Raw genomic sequence first — 17,597 nt, forward strand, 5'->3', positions numbered from 1 at the left:
TAGAAATCATGTAGAACCAGACTTCTTCTTTTAAGAAAATTAACAATATCAAAATGGATGATGATATTAGATCAGTTACTCTATATTAAAAAATATTAATTTTATATGCGTTGTAGAATTCTTATTTTCTTTCTGTAAACGACTCATAACCTTCGGGTTGCTGCGTATGAGTCATCAAAACTTGGTCAAGTTCTTCCGCTTTAAGTGGCTTTACAAGGTGCTCATTAAAACCAGCATCCTTGACGGCCTTTCTATCTTTAGATTGTCCATAACCGGTGAGAGCAACAAGATAGATGTCATCATTTTTTTGATCTTTTCTCAAATGATGTGCGATTTCATATCCATCCATTTCAGGTAAACCAATATCAACAAGTGCTAGGTCTGGATGCTCTGATTGGATCAACTTAAGCCCTTCAGTTCCGTTCTTTGCGCTAATTACTTCGAAGCCTTTACTCTGTAAGATTGCTTCGAGTGTGAAACGTGCATCTTCCATGTCTTCCACAATCACGACCTTATGAACATTAATGCCTTGCTTCATAATTGGCATGGAGACCTGGCGAGGTTTTTCAGAACAAGGTAATCGTACGATAAATTCACTACCGGAATTCGGGCCTTCACTTTGTGCGGAAATATTGCCACCATGTAATTTTAAAACAGCTCGTACGAGTGTTAGTCCGACACCCATTCCGCCATTGGATCGATCAATCGTTGCATCTGATTGGACAAATAACTCAAAGGCTTTCTCTAGCATTTCAGGCGACATTCCACATCCAGTATCTCGAATTCGGACTATTGCTTGATTATCATTGAATGTGACTATGATAGAAATATCGCCTTTGACTGGTGTGTACTTTGTAGCATTTGTCAATAAATTTACAAATACTTGCTGTAGGCGAGTTGGGTCACCATAGACATAGACGGGGTCATCAGGAGTCTCAACCGAAATGTGTTGGTCACTGGATTCAAATTGTGGTTGCACGATATTGATTGCTTCGGTCGTTAATTCAACAAGATCTAAGATTTTACAGTGCAGTTCTATCTTGCCATGTGTGATTCGCGATACATCCAATAAATCTTCGAGTAAACGTGCCATCTGTCGTGATTGACGGGCAATGACTCCGCACGCTTCCTTTGCAAGTTGACTGTCGAGTATTTCACCTTCCAGCAATGTTGTCGAATTTAAAATTGCACCAAGAGGGTTTCGGAGTTCGTGCGATAGCATAGCCAGGAACTGGTCGCGGCGTCTAACTGCTTCACGTACTTCTTCACGGTCCTTACGCGACTCGGTAATATCTTCCAGTGAACCAGCCATTCGAATGGCTTTGCCGTTACTATCGCGAACAGCCTCTCCACACGTATGGAACCAGCGATACTCACCATTTCCACACTCCAAGCGGTATTCAACGTCATAGCGCTCACTAGAATCAAGGTGCATATTCAGTTGTTTTAAAACACGTTCCTTATCTTCATGATGTAGAAGATCTCTCCACAAAGAATAACTAAATTCCATTTTGTTACGATCTATTTCCATCAAGTCATACATTCGGTCAGAGCACCACATAGCCTCCTGAGTGACGTCAGGCCAGTCCCAGATACCTTCATTACTTCCACGAACCGCTAGGTCGAATCGTTCTTCGCTCAATCTTAATGCTTCAGCTGCATTCTTTAACGAAGTAATATCGATCAACGTCAACACGACACCATCTACCTTTCCACTTGCGAGATATGGAAAAATTCGCAGTAGAAACCAATCACCATTTCGATCACAAACCTCGCGTTGAAAAGGCTCTTCGCTTTCAAGAACACTTTTGATTTCATCAATTAAGTCGTCATCAATGAGATTGTAGGTGAAACTACCAAAACGGCGTGAAATATCTTGTGGTATAAGGTTAAATATTTCTGCAATTCTCGGAGTAAAGCGTCTTAATCGTAACTCTCCATCTAGAAACAAAGTATGGACGTTAGTTGTAGTTAGCAGGTTGTCCATGTCGTCAGTCAATTCAGTTAATTCATCAATCTTACGTTGGTGCTCGGCATTGACAGTATACAATTCTTCGTTAACTGAATGTAATTCTTCGTTGGTGCTTTGTAACTCTTCATTAGCTGCAGTTAATTCTTCATTTGCGGCCTGTGATTCTTCATTCGTGATTTGCAGTTCCTGAATAGTAGACTGAAGATTGTTACGGGTAGATTGTAATTCGCGATCAAGAGCGTGCAGCTCTTCTATTGAAAAGCCACTAGCCACTATTTCTTCAATAGTATTTTCTTCCGGTTCTATGTCCGTTTCAAATCGAACTAAAAGGCGGTTCACCTTTTTCTCATCAGAGTAGGGGATCACAGTTAATTGTACAAATTCATGTTCATCATCAATTTGGCAGCGTATACCCCGGTATGTCAGTGGCTGAAAGTTTTTGCAAACTCGACGAATCGCTGCCAAAAAGACATTCTTTAAATCAGAATGAATGATATCCAAAACATCTGTTGTTGGTCGGCCATCACCAACCCGCAAGAAGCGTCCGGCCCCAGCAAATGAATGGAGTAGCTCGCGATCTTCATTAATCAGAATGCTGGGGGGCATGAATTCATCAAGTAATTGATCATAGACTGAAAGGAGAGAAGAAACTGATACTGCATTTTTTAATGCGTCCGAAGAGTGTGTAGATTTTGTTGTCCAGTCCGCACTGATACCAGTTCGCTTCAATAGCTTGGGAGGAGGAATAATACGAGAGTTTGTTGTTAGTTGAGTATCTCGATGTTTACGATAAATTCGCGCTACATCGTAGATTGATTCGAACTCATCATCTAAGTCTCCAACTGATTCGCTAGCGCCCAGACAAAGCACACCACCTGTCTTCAAGCCAAAATGAAACATAGAAAGTGCTTTACGCTGTGCAGGTTGAGTTAGATAAATGAGAACATTTCTGCATGTCACCAGGTCTAACCGTGTGAATGGTGCGTCACGCAGGAAGTTGTGTGGTGTAAAAACCACCATTTTTCGTAACTCTGGAATCACATGATAGCCATTCTGTCGTGAAATAAAAAATCGCTTCAGTCTCTCGGGCGTGACACCTGCTAGATGTTCCGAATGATAGACACCTCTACCAGCAAAGAGTAATGACTGGTCATGAACATCAGAAGCAAAAATTTTTGCCCGACAGTATTTACCTGCCGCTTCAAATGCTTCGACGAGCAAAATGGCAAGAGAATAAGCTTCTTCTCCGGTAGCTGTACCAGCGACCCAAGCACGAAATTCGCCATCTTCTGTAACGTTTTTGACGAGCTCAGGAATAATATCCAATTCCAGTCTCTCAAATACGGTATGATCTCGAAAGAATCCAGTAACACCAATTAGCATGTCACGATAGAGTTGTTCTAATTCTTCAGCATCGTTTTCAATACGCGCAGCATATTCTTCTAGTTGTAATGTGCCAGACAAGGCGAGCCTTCGTTCAACACGACGGGCAATTGTTGGTGCCTTGTATTGTGAGAAATCAAGTCCATATGTTCGATTCAGCTGATTCAGAATCGAACGCATTTCCGTATCCATATAATCGAGTGCGTCTGAAAGTTCTTCTGGATGGTTTCCTCTTTTAGAGACCTCTGTAGGGTTGTTCTTGTAACGAATCAGTGCAGGCGGAATTGCTTTTGGAGAGAGTACTATGTCTACAATTCCGGAGTCACATGCACTTCGAGGCATTCCATCAAAAGCCGCCGATGATTCTGTTTGAGCAATGACAAGTCCACCAGCTGAATGAATATCTAAAATTCCACGGGAGCCATCTGTCCCTGTTCCTGATAAAACAATTCCAACAGCACGATGTCCAACATCTTGAGCGAGGGAACGAAAAAACTCATCAATGGGAAATGAAAGTTGACGTGAAACTGAGCGGTCAGTCAACAGAAGTTTACTGTTTGAAACAATGACTTCCTTTTTCGGTGGTAGTAGATAAATCGTATTTGGTTTGATCTCCATGCCATCTTTGATGACACATATTGGAATCTTTGTTTTACGTTCCAGCAGTTGATCCATCACACTTTTGAAGTCAGGTGATAGATGCTGGATAATCACATATGCCAGACCACTATCAAGGGGCATGTTATAAAATAGTTCCTCCAACGCTTCTAATCCACCTGCAGAAGCCCCGATGGCAACGATTAAGAAGTCCTTTTCATCACTCATTTGATTTGTTTCCTGTGCAGGATGTTTCGTTCTAAAAATCAATTAGATATTTCCATGACATCTACATCTTAAACATCAATAAAAATGCAATGAACTATGGTTGATTTTCGGACGATAGATTAGGTTACCTTGAAGTGTCTGACGTAGATCTTACTTAAGCACTTAAAGTTAGGATGCAATTTGTTCTTAAATATGAAACACATCACATCTCAATGAAAAGTTATTTTCTAATTTAAGTTTGACAGTGAAGAGGTAATTTATTCGAAGTGTAAACTTAAGGTCATACTCTATGATTAAAAATTGATATCACAACCCCTGGTACTACTAAATATGGCTTATTGAGGTGTACTACTGCAAAGTGTAAAAAGTATATGTATTCACATTGACATTCAAATAGCCAATTTTCAAACTTAAACAACTCAGTCAGTTTTGAAATGAAATATCATAACTAGAAAGGATGCTGTTATAGACTGACATGAGATGTTGCTCACCCTTCGTGGTCGACTGAGAGACGTGAAATGCAGGCAGTTGACGTTTAATTCATTATATAAATGGTTGGCTTATTAATCATTTATCAACAAAGGGAAAGGAGTCCATCATGTTAGTTCTTTCTCGTCGTAATGACGAAAACATTGTATTCCCCAATGTGGGGATCACTGTCAAAATACTGCGTATTAAAGGTGGTCTTGCTAAGATCGGAATTGAAGCACCACCAGAAATTCGAATCTTAAGAAAAGAAATCGAAGGAAAAGAAGAGGTCTTTAGTTCAAGGGCATTTGATCCAGATGCAAACCAGAAACTACACGCAATTCGGAATCAATTAAATGTAGTTAACCTTGGGTTGCATTTGTATCGTGAGCAATGCAATGCAGGGTTAGTCGATGCTGCTAACCTTACATTTCTCAAAGTTCTTGATGATCTAGAGAAAATGGATCGTAATGCAGAAGTTGACTCTAATTCTCAGGATGAAAGAAAAAAAGAGTCGCTTTTTCGAATTTTACTCGTCGAAGATGACCCGCGGCAAAGAGAATTGCTTGCCGGTTTCTTATCGATGCGTGGTTGCGATGTCGCAACTGCCATTGATGGAGAAGATGCTTTAAATTGGCTCTCTATGAACCAATGGCCCGATTTTCTTGTACTTGATTTGCGTATGCCGAAATGTAGTGGGGCTGAGACTGTGCGACGCGTGCGGCTTAACCCGGAAAATCCGCAACTCAAGATATTTGCAGTCACAGGAGCGTCGCCTTCTGAATTTGACTTAGACCAGGGAAGAAATGGAATAGATTGTTGGTTCCCGAAACCCTTAAACCCTGAAGCGTTAGTAGAGACAATGAATCAGGCAAGACAAGCTGATTCAATTAACATTACCACTGCTTAATTATGATTCTCATTTATCAATGAAATAAATCTGTTTTAGTAAGAAATATGCTCTTTAAACAAATTATTTAACTCGAACACGGATGGTCGGGCATTATCTATATAATATAAATAGTGCAAAGTAGTCTGAATAAAATTCAGAGCCTTACGGATGAGGCCGAATTGCATGGAAACGACTTACTCCGTGGACTTGAGGGAAGTGAGTAGCTATGATAGTTGCTCACTTCCTTTTTTCTTGTAATTTATTCAAATCATATATATTTTGCTGAAAAGTTGATTTCAACAAACTTCTGTATGGAGTGATTAGAGTCCTGGAGGAAATTCGATAATACGCCAATAGTGTTCCAGCATATTGATTAGTTCCAGAAAATCCTCACCAGCCCGACTCTTGACCATATAACCCGCTACATGTTTGTCATAAGCGGTCAGAATATCTCGGTCATCTTCTGACGTAGTTAAAACAAAGACGATGCTCTTGTTAAGGCTTTCGTCTGATCTAATTTCTTCGAGAAATTCGATTCCATTCATACGGGGCATATTCAGGTCGAGTAGGATTAAAAATGGATTTTCTAGCTTTAATTGACTTTTTGATCCACGCAGAATCTCAATCGCTTCAATTCCGTCCTTTGCTAGTATTATTGGGTTCGCAATTCTCGCTTTTTTGAATGCGCGATCAATGGCTTCTGCATCAACTTCATCATCTTCTACAAGTAAAATTGTGACGGTATTACCTGGCATGGTTTATTCCGTGATCTGTTTAGGCCATTTAAATCGAAAAGTGGTTCCAGCTCCGAGGTTTGATTCGACACTAATCGTTCCACCATAACGTTCGACAATTTTTTTCACAATAGCTAATCCGATCCCACTGCCTTCTTGAGTGTCGCGTGGTTGCAAAGTTTGGAACATTTCGAATATACGTGATCGAAATTCAGGAGCAATTCCGGGGCCATCATCGGTAACTGAAAAATCGATGTAATCTCCGTCATCACGAGCACTTACTTCAATCTGACCAGACTGTTTGTGATGATGTTTGATGCCGTTGACAATCAGGTTTTGTAAACACTGCATAAGTGGTACGCGGGCAGTTTTAAATCCGTGAGTGTCACCAACTGTCACAACAGTAAAACCTGCTGGCACATCAATTAATTCTAAGATATCGCGGATTACTTCAGAAAGCTGAATCTCTATCAGTTCCTTTTCGGTGAGTCGTCCTGCTCGCGAATATAAAAGTAAATCATTGAGTAAATGGCCCATTCGCTGAACGCGATTTTTTGCTTGAGCCAAATGCCGTGCCGATTTTGGAGGTATCGTTTCTCCCATGTCTTCTTCGATCCAGGTGACGAGAGATTCCAGACCCCTCAGCGGAGACTTTAGATCATGTGATGCAGCGTAAACAAAAGCATCTAGTTCACGGTTACTTCTTGCCAGTTCCTCATTTCGTTTTAGTAATTCCTCCTCCTGTTTTTTAATGGCTGTCACATCAACTACAACAGCAAGCACATATGGTTCGCTATTTATCTCTAAAGGGCTTAATCCTACTTCGAGTGGAATCAGCTGTCTATTCTTATGAATTCCCTTAATTAAGCGTCCCTTTCCCATGGGGCGTGAGTCAGGTGATACAAGAAATTGCATGAAGTGTTTTTTATGTAAAATTCGTGTCTCTTCTGGAATAAGAATATCAAGATGCTGGCCAATAAGCTCATCAGAATTATAGCCAAATATCTTTGCCAGTGCTGTGTTTACAGTTTTGATTTGTCCATTATTATCAACCATCAACCTCCCATCAGGTGATGTTTCCAGAGTCTGCATTGACTGCTCGCGAGCTACTCTTTTTTCACGTACGGTGGCTCCAAGAATAAGAAATGCTGTTGAAGAAATTACTAGGTAAAACTGCACTAAAAACATACTAGTTTTTAGGTCTAAACCGTGTGCGAAAAGTCCCTGCGCTTGTGATGTATTTAAAAGCACAATTATGGCTACGACTAATATTCCCCATGCACTACCCATAACTTCATATCGAAGCGCTAAGCATAGCAGAACAAGATATACTACATAAGCGATTGGCAAATCTTGCCCACCAAAAACATATTGTGTAATTACTGCCAATAATGTGATAAAGAGTATAAATACACCGATGGATTTAAATATTTCTTTGAGTGATAAACGACTTGTTGTAAATCGATCAGTTTGGGAAGCGACAAATTCGTTTGTTATAGGCTGACTTTTGGGGCTTTTTGCTAGCTCCCGCGATAGGCGAAGCGAAGTGACAATACTTATGGCAACAGGAATGGAAGTAAGCATGAAAGGAGTGAGAATCAACATTCCAATCGCGTCTCCACTCCACCAAACTTGCCAAGCGTTGACAAAGTTAGCATCGTACGTAATGGAAATAACAGTGGCACCAAGTAATCCACCCAATGCGGTGCTAAGCAAACAAGGGAGAGAGGCAAACATGATTACAGTTTGCCAGTCATGGAAACGAAAAGGAGTCCGCATATATCGACGAATTAGCCAAACTGCTGAGAGAGTCTCAGTAGTATTGGAAATCCAGAAGCCAAAGCTTACAGGAAAAGATTTTGCATGTAGCATGACATCAGAAGAAAGATTTGCGAGTAATGTGGCAAGCAGAAGTAGTGGCCATGAACGTCGTTCCACATATAGAAATGCTGAGAGTGAAAGTCCACTAGGGAGCCAGACTGTGGCAACCTCACCTGGAAAAGAAAGCATATGGCTGAATTCAGCACATATGAAATAGCCCACTCCGGTTAAAGCCATAGCGATGAATCGGTTATTTATGAATTCAGTTTGAGATTCTGTCAACTTGTTTTGCCCAAGGCATGGTCCAGCTATAGTGGCGAGTGACTTTGCTTAAAATTAAGTCAGTTTATTCTTATAGTCTATGATCGTTTACTTGTGAAAGCAAATATCTCTTGTTAATTCGAAAGCCACAGGATGTGATATGAGATAATTACATGATTTTAACAGCGTCTGTAAAATCAGAAACCTAGTATAGTTTAAAAACGAGACTTCAGCAGCTATTTAGCCTCCTGCAACAAATGTTAGAACGTGCCCGTCGTCTTGTTTGTTTATGTCGCGCGTGTGGTATTGTAATTGATAGGTTTCACCTTCATGGGTTTTGACTTCGAGTCTTTGGTCCCCGTTCTCATCTGTTGCCTGCGAAATAAAATCTTGTAAGTTAAGTCCTATAAATTTATGTGCGATGTGCTCAATCGGTCTACCAATGTCCTGTTCCATGATATGAAATGTTTTACTCAATGGCTTTGTAAAGAGGCGAATTTTCAAATCGACATCAAGAAAGACGATGCCAATTTCTGTGCTGTTTAAGAGCGTGTCCATATCCTTGGCAAGCATTGTCAATTCCGCGATCTTTCGTTGATGTTCTGCGCTCACTGAATGCAGTTCTTCGTTGACACTATGCAGTTCCTCGTTGGTGCTTTGCAGTTCTTCGTTTGATGCGACAAGCTCTTCATTAGTTGATTGCAGTTCTTCGTTACTGGTTTCCAACTCCTCAACAGTTGCCTGTAAGGTTTCGCGTGTATAATTCAATTCTTTTTCCAACAGGCTGATATGTTCTACAGTTTGGCCATGGGAATCAAAAGATTCTTGATCACTTTCTGAAATCTGAGGAAGATTCATTTCTTCAAGACAAATCAGAAACATCTTTTCCATAGCTCGTTTGAAGAGTTCGACTGTAATCCGAAATTGCATTTCACCATTCTGAGTTATCGTGCGAACACCAGTAAATACGATCGGACCTTCTTCATTGGCGGCTTTGTGCAATCCTGCATTCAATGCGACACGCAAATCTCCCTCTACCATTTTTGTGATGTCAAGGGTCGCTTTTCCTTCAGGTTGTAATAATAGATGGCGTGATTCCCCAAAAGTGTGAACGAGTTCGTGGTGCTCATTTACTAGTAAACTAGTCGGTACATATCGATTTAATAATTCATTATATGCTTCAGGAACAAACCAGTTCTTTTCAGGACGTGTTGCGGTAGAGACAAATGAAGGCCGTGAATGTACAACAGATGATAGACCTGGAGGGCCTGCAAGTCCTACAGGGTCTGGATGGGAAAGACGTACATTTCTAAGCTTGCGCAAAATTTTCCACTTACGATCTACTTCGTCGAATTCCTTATCTAATTCACCAATCGATTCACTAGGACCCAGAAATAAAGTTCCTCCAACTTTTAAGCCGAAGTGAAAGAGTGAGAGAACTTTTTTTTGCACTGCCGAATCCAAATAGATTAAAACATTACGGCATGACAGCAAGTCTATGCGAGTAAAGGGGGGATCACGTGTGATATCATGCGGAGCAAAAATGACTAATTTTCTTAAATCGCGTGTGACATGAAATAGTTCACCCACTTTTTGGAAATATCGTTCCCTAAATTCTTCCGGAACACCAAGAACTGCCTCTCTTGAATAGACTCCTGTGCTGGCCAGTTCCAAGGAAGTTCGATGGACGTCGGTTGCGAAGACTTTGAGATCGGCGTCACTTCCAATTGTTCTGATACAGTCGTCAAATAACATTGCCAGGGAATAAGCTTCTTCTCCTGTTGCGCATCCAGTAACCCAGACACGAATTTCGCTACGTGTATTCGTTGCTTTGACAATTTCTGGGATAACTTCTTTTTTTAGTTTCTCAAAAGCTTCCTGATCACGGAAAAATTGTGTGACTTCTACGAGTAGATCTCGATAAAGTACATCTAATTCATGAGGGTCTTCTTGAAGTCGTTTTAAATACTCAGCCAGGGTAGGGGTATTGGTAAGTTGAACCCTTCGGTCCAGTCGACGAGTAATGGTACTAGCTTTGTAATAAGAAAAGTCAATTCCGTACTGTTGGCGAAACATACGAAAAATGGCTGTCGTTTCCGCATCTCGTCCAAAGACAATGTCTTGATTTCCATCTCCACGTGGAAATGCAGTTGGATTCGTGATGTATCTGGTAATCCACTCGGGCATCGCCTCTGGACGCGCAACCACATCGACTGTTCCAGTTGCACTTGCACTGCGGGGCATACCATCAAATCCGGCAGAATCAATATCCTGGACGATGACAATTCCACCTGATTCATGGATTTCTTCGACTCCACAAGCACCGTCACTACCAGTCCCTGACATGACAATTGCAATTGAGCGATCGCCTGCATCTTGAGCCAGTGATTGAAAAAATATATCAATGGGTAGGTTTAGGGCACCATCAGTTTTCTGGTCGGTAAGTAGTAGCTTTCCATCAGACAAAATCATGTTCTTACGTGGGGGAATCAGATAGATTGCATTGGCTTCGACCGCCATCCCATGTTCAACCTTGTGGATTACCATTGTCGTATGTCGCGACAGCAGGTTATCCATTTTACTTTCATAATCTGGAGAAAGGTGCTGGACAATCACAAATGCCAACCTCGAATTTGAGGGGATATTATCGAAAAATTTCGTTAGAGGATCTAAACCACCTGCAGAAGCTCCAATTCCTACTATGAAGCTGGGAGACGTTGTAGAGGAAATCGAGTCGCTTTCAAGTTTCAAATTTTCAGCCATTGAATCGCCTTGTTTCTTTAGTAAAACGTGATATCAGTTTGCTGGTAGTTTAAAAAAGAATGTGCTTCCTTTGTCATGCGTTGATTCGACCCAAATCCAGCCATTGTGTCTTTCGACAATCCGTCTGGCAATGGCGAGGCCAAGACCAAGGCCTTCAACCTCCTGTTTAAATCGAAGTCGCTGAAAGATGACAAATATCCGCTCAAAATGACGTTTCTCGATACCAATTCCGTTGTCATGTACTGCGATTTTCCAGAAATTACCTTCATGTTTGGCATCGACATGTATAACAGGAGGAGATTTCGCTCTAAATCGAATTGCATTATCTATCAGATTAAACAGTAGTTGCTTAATTTGATCCCAGTCTCCGATTAAATCAGGCATTTCATCATAGGTGATTGTGGCATCATTAGTGACAACCTCTTGTTCAAGCTCACTGACGACTTCATTCATGATTTGATCGAGATTGACGTTAGAAAAGGGTTTACCACGCGAATAAACTCTCGAAAAAGTGAGTAAACCGTCTATCATATCTCTCAGTCGCTGTGCGCCGTTTTCCACAACGGTAAGGGTTTTTTGAGTTGTGGCAGGAAGCTGATCCTCGAATTCGTCTTGTAATATTCTGCAGTGAGAACTGATATGACGCAAAGGAGTGCCCAGATCGTGTGAGACTGCATAAGCGAAATCTTGCAGTTCTTTTTGACTGATTGCTAGCTCTTCTTCAACTTGTTCTAGTTGTCTTGTTGCTTGCCTGATAATTGTGATATCGTCATATGTTAAAACAACTCCTTGAATTTCTCCTGTTCCAGAACGATAAGGTTGAATTCGTTGAAGATATGTTTTCCCCTCATTACTCTTAACCTCACTTTCAACCATGATCTCTTCTTCAAGTACAGAACGAATGCTTTCCATTAAATTCGGAGTCTCAAGATTGTAAGCAATATGCTCAATGGGGCGTCCCACATCTTGCTCAAGAACATGGAATGCACTCGAAATCGAAGGAGTGAACCGGCGAATACGTAAGTCACGATCAAGAAAGATTGTGCCAATGTTACTACTCATCATTAAGTTGCTAAGGTCATTGTTAGCCAGAGTCAACTCACCAATCTTTCGTTGATGTTCTGTGTTGACAGTGTAGAGTTCCTCGTTGACGCTATGTAGCTCCTCGTTTGTGCTTTGTAGTTCTTCATTTGAGGCGATGAGTTCCTCATTTGTTGATTGAAGTTCTTCATTGCTCGTTTCAAGCTCTTCCACTGTTGCTTGAAGTGATTGTCGAGAGTAATCTAGCTCTCGTTCCAGTTCGACGATACGTTGGACTGTGCCTTCGTCTGATTCAAAGGTGATTTGATCATCAACGGCAATGGCAGGATGCGTCGGTCGATCAAGTTGTTCAAAGCAGACCATCAATAAAGCGCGTGAGCCTCGAGTCCATGGCTCTACCACAATGTTGTATGAGTAATCTCCAGACTTTATATCGGTAAATGCAATATTTTTCTTTTCGCGCTTTGCACGGTGCAATGCAGCGTTGACAGCACTACGTAAATCACCCTCAAGTAAGTTGATCACATTTAAAGTTGGTGGTCCTTCTGGTTGAACCAACAGCTTACGTGCTTCACCAAAAGAATGAACGATTTCATCAAATTCATTAATCAAGAGGCTTGGCGGAACATACTTTCCAAGTAAGTCTTCATAAGCCAATTGCCGCAACCAACCATCGTCTTCTCTGTTATTGGAAAGAGTTTTATTACTGACGATGTTCATAGTGGGGGGGCTCATTGTGACCTGTGCCATTTCTGGCAGGCGTACGTCACGAAGCTTGCGATAAAAACGCCAGTGTTGATTCAACACACTAAACTCATTTGCAAACCCACCAACCGTTTCACTCGGACCTAGAAACAAGACACCGTCTGAAGTGAGAGCAAAGTGGAACAGGGCAAGTACACGTTTTTGAACCTCAGGCTCTAAATAAATCAATAAATTTCGACAACTGACCAAACTAATCCGAGTGAAGGGAGGATCGGTAGTAATGTCGTGTCTCGCGAAGACGACCATTTGACGAATTTCTTGCGCGATTGAGCAATGCTCATCACTAATCTCAGTGAAAAAGCGGCGCATGTTTTCTGGTAACTTGGTAAGATCCTGGCGAGAGAATATCGCTTCACTAGCGGACTCCAGAGAGGCTTGGTGGACATCGCTGGCAAAAATTTTAACACGAGGATTTCTTCCTGTTTGTTCGGCGCAATCTCGGAATACCATCGCAATTGAAAATGCTTCTTCTCCGGTAGCACAGCCAGGTACCCAGACTCGAATTTCTTCGTCCGGGCTTGCATTTTCAATGAGTTTAGAAATGACTTCATCTTGCAGGTATTCAAATGCCTCAGGATCTCGAAAGAACTCGGTGACCTCAACTAATAAGTCATGATAGAGTAAGTCAAATTCCTGACTGTCTTTTTCAACAAGTTCAAGATAATCTTTGAGATTTGAAGTTTGCGAAAGTTCAATTCGTCTTTGAAGTCTTCGATTGATTGTTGTGGGTTTATACATAGAGAAGTCGACACCATATTTCTGACGAAACAGGTGGAACAACCGTTGTTGACCACTTAACTCAGCAATGGGAGGTCCGGGTTCAACTTGACCGCGTTCGAAAGTATCAGGGGATTTTGTGAATTGGCAAATCAATTCTGGCATTCGCTCGGGACAACAGACAATATCAGCGAGTCCGGTTGCTGTTGCGCTCCGAGGCATACCATCAAAACTTGCTGTACCCAGGTCTTGTACGACAACGAGTCCTCCTACTTCATTGATAAAAGGTATCCCGCGAGATCCATCACTGCCAGTCCCTGATAATATTACACCTATCGCTTTATTTCCAAAATCTGTGGCTAGCGATTCTAAGAAAATGTCGATAGGAAGATTCACACCACGATTAGGATTCTGCTCTATGAGATTTAGACAACCTCCAGACAAAACCATATTTTTGCGGGGGGGCAATAAATAAATGTTGTTAGATTCTACTTTGACTCCATCTTCTACCGGATGAATTAGCATTTTTGTGTGCCGTGCTAGTAATTCATCCATCAAACTTTTATAGTCGGGAGACAAATGCTGTACGACAACAAATGCCATACCTGTATTCTTCGGCATGTTGTCGAAGAATCGTTCAATAGCATCCAGACCACCTGCTGATGCACCTATTCCTACGATAAATGTAGGAGTTGAATGGTCTGTTTTTTGAAAAGTATCGTCCAAAGGGTTTTCAAACTGTGTGTCCGACACGAAGCAACCTCCTTGAAAGATATTTAAAGTAATCCAAAATCTCTTGAGTAAGAAAATGAAGAATAAAGCTGAATAGTAAACAGTTAAATTAGCATTAAAACTACTGACAGCAATGCTAGAAATATGAATTTAAAAGAATTGTGTCATCGAAGGTTTAATAGTTTAAAGTAAACCGATCATCTTGTAGGCAATATCCCTCCTAAAAGCTCGTTTTTATTATTTCCCTTTAGAATGAATCAAGTATTACAACCACAAGAATGTTCCTTAGGAAATAATTAACTAAGAGAAAGGCAAGCTTACTTGCTAAAGCAAGGAAATAAGGATCTCTAGTGGATGTTTTATGGTTCGAGTTTCTGATACTTTCTACAAATATGTTATTTGATCTGACCTTGCCACCAACCTTTAGCCAGTTGGAATGTTAGAAATCCAAGGTAAATCATCCTCGGCGCGCCGAGGATGATTTTTTCGCAAACTCCACTGGGGTTTGATTTCCCAGTGAGCTGTATGGACGGTTTTGGTTGTAGTCCACATCCGCCACTGGTCATCTTGTTCTTGAGAATTTATCATGCTAAAAGCTAATACTGGTTTAAACTTCCTGGCGAACTCATCCGTTGAACGATTCAATATACGCATTATCTGTCGGTTTTCCAAGCTGACTGAAATCCATAATCCCCCGCTGGTTTCAATTGGCGGGTTTTTCTTTTTGCTCACATTCTTAAACAGACGGCACAGCGATCAGGAATCATTTTACGAAACGTCTCTGCTCGCGGTCTTTGCATTGTACTCCCTCGTCAAGGTTGTTTGCTGCGCAACTCCACCTGGACTTCGGGAAGCAGCAGGAAGTACCGGCGAGCAGATGTCGGTATTTTTATCTCTTATCAATCTGTTTTATTTTCTTTCCCCTTTTTTATGATGAAAACCGTTCCACTTCCCGTGGCACCACGGAATGCGTCTCCCGTTTCTCACCTCACAAGTATCCATGCTGTCGCCCCGCGTGGCCATTATGGCAATGCTCGATATCCTGGTAACTGCGGTGGTTACCTCATTCGTGACTTACTCCAATATTTCAAGCCGAAGCGGGTCTTTGATCCGATGAGCGGCTCCGGAACCTGCCGGGATGTTTGCCAGGAGTTGGGTATTGAAGTTGTCTCCGCTGATTTGCACAGTGGCTTTGATTGTTCCCATCCAAAGAATTGTGACATGGTCGGTGAATTCGATTTTGTCTGGATTCATCCCCCCTATTGGCGGATGAAGGTCTATAGTAACGATCCGCGCGACCTTTCTGCTGCCCGCGACTTGCCCGAGTTTCTGAGAAAACTCTCCAGAGTGATTGTGAACTGCAAACATGTTCTTGCTCCGGGGGGCCATCTCGCCATATTGATGGGAGATTATCATGACCGGGAAATCGGCTTTGTCCCCTTGACCTATCACACCAAGCGACTCTGTTTTAACGCCGGTTTGATTCAGGATTGCACAGACATTGTGCGATTCCAACATGGCAACTCCTCATCCAGCAAAACATACAAATCGACATTTATCCCCGGTCTGCACGATATCTGCCTGATTGTAAAGCAGCAGAAATAGTATTTCGTGTTACTTTTTTATTATCTTTTTCCCTCGTTTTCTATGGACCACAATCCCCTCCTACAAGAGGCCGTTGACGCGGTGGTGACTCAAGCCAATACTCAGGCAGGCAACTGCCCGGGTTGCCATCTTCCCTGGGCCGATTGTCACTGCCATGTCAAGTAATTTTCATATAAAGAAGCCTCGTTGAGCGGGGCTTTTTTTATTGCTCACAAAACGAGGGCAGACCGACTCCCCTACTATTGTCACCCCGGTCGTCATCCTGTTTCAGAGGTGAATGACGGGCTGACACGACTCCCCGTCTGACACCATGACTGACAGCCTGACGGGGGGCTGACAACACCAAAATGACGGTATGACACGGAAATTGAATATTTTGCTTTTTCGCTTGAGCCAGCGAAATCTATGGAGTGTCACCCCCCTCTGACAGCTGACAGGGAGTCTGACACCCTGAAAAGCAGGGTGACAGAAAATGTTGGCATCCTGTCAGCTTTCGCGCTATCCTGAAGCAGCCTTATTTTGTCATCCCGTCAGCACCATGTCAGCCTCGCCCCTCGCCGATTATCTCACCAAAAAAGAGATCGAAGAAGCGTTCCAGCGCTCCCATCGTTCGTTGACCCGCGACTTCAGTCAGGCAGTCAGGGTAGGGGACTCGAAGATTCTCCGGAACCTCAAACTCAGGACCGAAGATGGTAAGGAGTTTGAGGGGACCACAGTGACGCTGGAACAGATTCAGCAACTCTCCAATCAGGGGCTCTCACCGACCTGGTATGCCCGGCGTGAATGGGTCCAGGAATATTACGGAACAGAGTCTGCTAAAAAACAGAAAAAACAATCTGAGCAGCAAGACAAATCAACGCCAGAAGAGAGGCCGAACTCTAACGCGACAGACAACGAACTGGTCTCCACTTTGAAAGCGCAGATCAGCCGACTGGAGTTGGAGAATGATCGACGCTCCCAGGAACATCAACAGGATAAGGAAGCATTTATAGAACAGCTCAAAATGCTTAAAGACATGTTCGATACATTGAAGGAAGATCATACCGATACGAAGGTTCTTTTGAAAGAGGTGCATCAGGTGATGGGAAAACTGGCGGACGTCAATTTACTCAGTTCTCAGCAAGGAGCCTCCCATGATCAGACCAAAAGTGGTGAACCACACCCGAAACAGAAAGAATCTACTGATCTCGGAAACCGATCCACTGTCGACGCAGTCGTGGTGAAAGAACCAAAGCAGAAAACTTCTGCAAAACAGGGGACCAAGAAACGTACTCCTCAGAAATCAACCACAGCCACCAAATCAAAACGTTCCGTCACTCCGAAATCAAAACGATCTGCCAAATCCCAAGCCAGGCAGCCCAAGTGGTATGAAACTCCCACGCTGAAACGACTCCTCTCCCGCTCCTCATGATCCCATACGTACCATTCCCCAACGGACTCAAAACTTCGCCCAAGGTGTCCCTTTTTGACTCCCGGTTTTCGCATCGGCTGTCCCTTTTTTTCTGGACAGGTGAGGCGAAAGGAAATCGGACAGGTGGGGCGAAAAACGGTTTCTCTGCCACACTCGCTTTTCGCTGCAACCAGCCCTTTTCCAAGCAATACGAAAATTCCCTTAAAC

General features: G+C 42.4%; 8 protein-coding genes. 3 read left to right on the forward strand and 5 right to left on the reverse strand.

Annotation, left to right across the window (positions count from 1 at the left end; translation table 11 throughout):
* Positions 1-121: 121 nt before the first annotated feature.
* Positions 122-4,180, reverse strand: a complete 4,059-nt coding sequence (locus tag V202x_RS20575; protein WP_145178738.1) for a chemotaxis protein CheB — start codon at positions 4,178-4,180, stop codon at positions 122-124.
* 598 nt (positions 4,181-4,778) lie between these two features.
* On the opposite strand from V202x_RS20575, the gene V202x_RS20580 reads away from it, so the two are divergent.
* Positions 4,779-5,558, forward strand: a complete 780-nt coding sequence (locus V202x_RS20580; protein WP_145178739.1) for a response regulator — start codon at positions 4,779-4,781, stop codon at positions 5,556-5,558.
* A 302-nt stretch (positions 5,559-5,860) separates the two neighbouring features.
* Here V202x_RS20580 and V202x_RS20585 read toward each other — a convergent pair whose 3' ends face one another.
* From V202x_RS20585 to V202x_RS20600, 4 genes are all read right to left on the reverse strand, one after another.
* Positions 5,861-6,295, reverse strand: a complete 435-nt coding sequence (locus V202x_RS20585) for a response regulator (protein WP_145178740.1) — start codon at positions 6,293-6,295, stop codon at positions 5,861-5,863.
* A 3-nt stretch (positions 6,296-6,298) separates the two neighbouring features.
* Positions 6,299-8,332: an ATP-binding protein gene (locus V202x_RS20590; protein ID WP_145178741.1), complete on the reverse strand. Its 2,034-nt coding sequence runs from the start codon at positions 8,330-8,332 to the stop codon at positions 6,299-6,301.
* Between the two features lie 264 nt (positions 8,333-8,596).
* Complete coding sequence (locus tag V202x_RS20595; protein ID WP_145178742.1) at positions 8,597-11,119, reverse strand: chemotaxis protein CheB; 2,523 nt, start codon at positions 11,117-11,119, stop codon at positions 8,597-8,599.
* Positions 11,120-11,152: 33 nt separating this feature from the next.
* Positions 11,153-14,395 carry a chemotaxis protein CheB gene (locus V202x_RS20600; RefSeq protein ID WP_145178743.1) on the reverse strand — a complete coding sequence of 1,081 codons (3,243 nt, stop codon included), beginning with the start codon at positions 14,393-14,395 and terminating at the stop codon, positions 11,153-11,155.
* Between the two features lie 801 nt (positions 14,396-15,196).
* On the opposite strand from V202x_RS20600, the gene V202x_RS20610 reads away from it, so the two are divergent.
* On the forward strand, positions 15,197-15,979 hold the full coding sequence (locus tag V202x_RS20610) for a hypothetical protein (protein WP_232098604.1): 783 nt from the start codon (positions 15,197-15,199) through the stop codon (positions 15,977-15,979).
* A 472-nt stretch (positions 15,980-16,451) separates the two neighbouring features.
* Positions 16,452-17,390, forward strand: coding sequence for a hypothetical protein (locus tag V202x_RS20615; RefSeq protein ID WP_145178746.1), 939 nt, complete (start codon positions 16,452-16,454; stop codon positions 17,388-17,390).
* The last annotated feature ends 207 nt before the right edge of the window (positions 17,391-17,597 follow it).

Source organism: Gimesia aquarii (assembly GCF_007748175.1).
Lineage (GTDB): Bacteria > Planctomycetota > Planctomycetia > Planctomycetales > Planctomycetaceae > Gimesia > Gimesia aquarii_A.

What these genes read in the sequence shown, in the direction of transcription:
- V202x_RS20575 (WP_145178738.1), bottom strand. Translation starts at nt 4,180, where the DNA reads ATGAGTGATGAAAAGGACTTCTTAATCGTTGCCATCGGGGCTTCTGCA.
- V202x_RS20580 (WP_145178739.1), top strand. Translation starts at nt 4,779, where the DNA reads ATGTTAGTTCTTTCTCGTCGTAATGACGAAAACATTGTATTCCCCAAT.
- V202x_RS20585 (WP_145178740.1), bottom strand. Translation starts at nt 6,295, where the DNA reads ATGCCAGGTAATACCGTCACAATTTTACTTGTAGAAGATGATGAAGTT.
- V202x_RS20590 (WP_145178741.1), bottom strand. Translation starts at nt 8,332, where the DNA reads ATGGCTTTAACCGGAGTGGGCTATTTCATATGTGCTGAATTCAGCCAT.
- V202x_RS20595 (WP_145178742.1), bottom strand. Translation starts at nt 11,119, where the DNA reads ATGGCTGAAAATTTGAAACTTGAAAGCGACTCGATTTCCTCTACAACG.
- V202x_RS20615 (WP_145178746.1), top strand. Translation starts at nt 16,452, where the DNA reads ATGTTGGCATCCTGTCAGCTTTCGCGCTATCCTGAAGCAGCCTTATTT.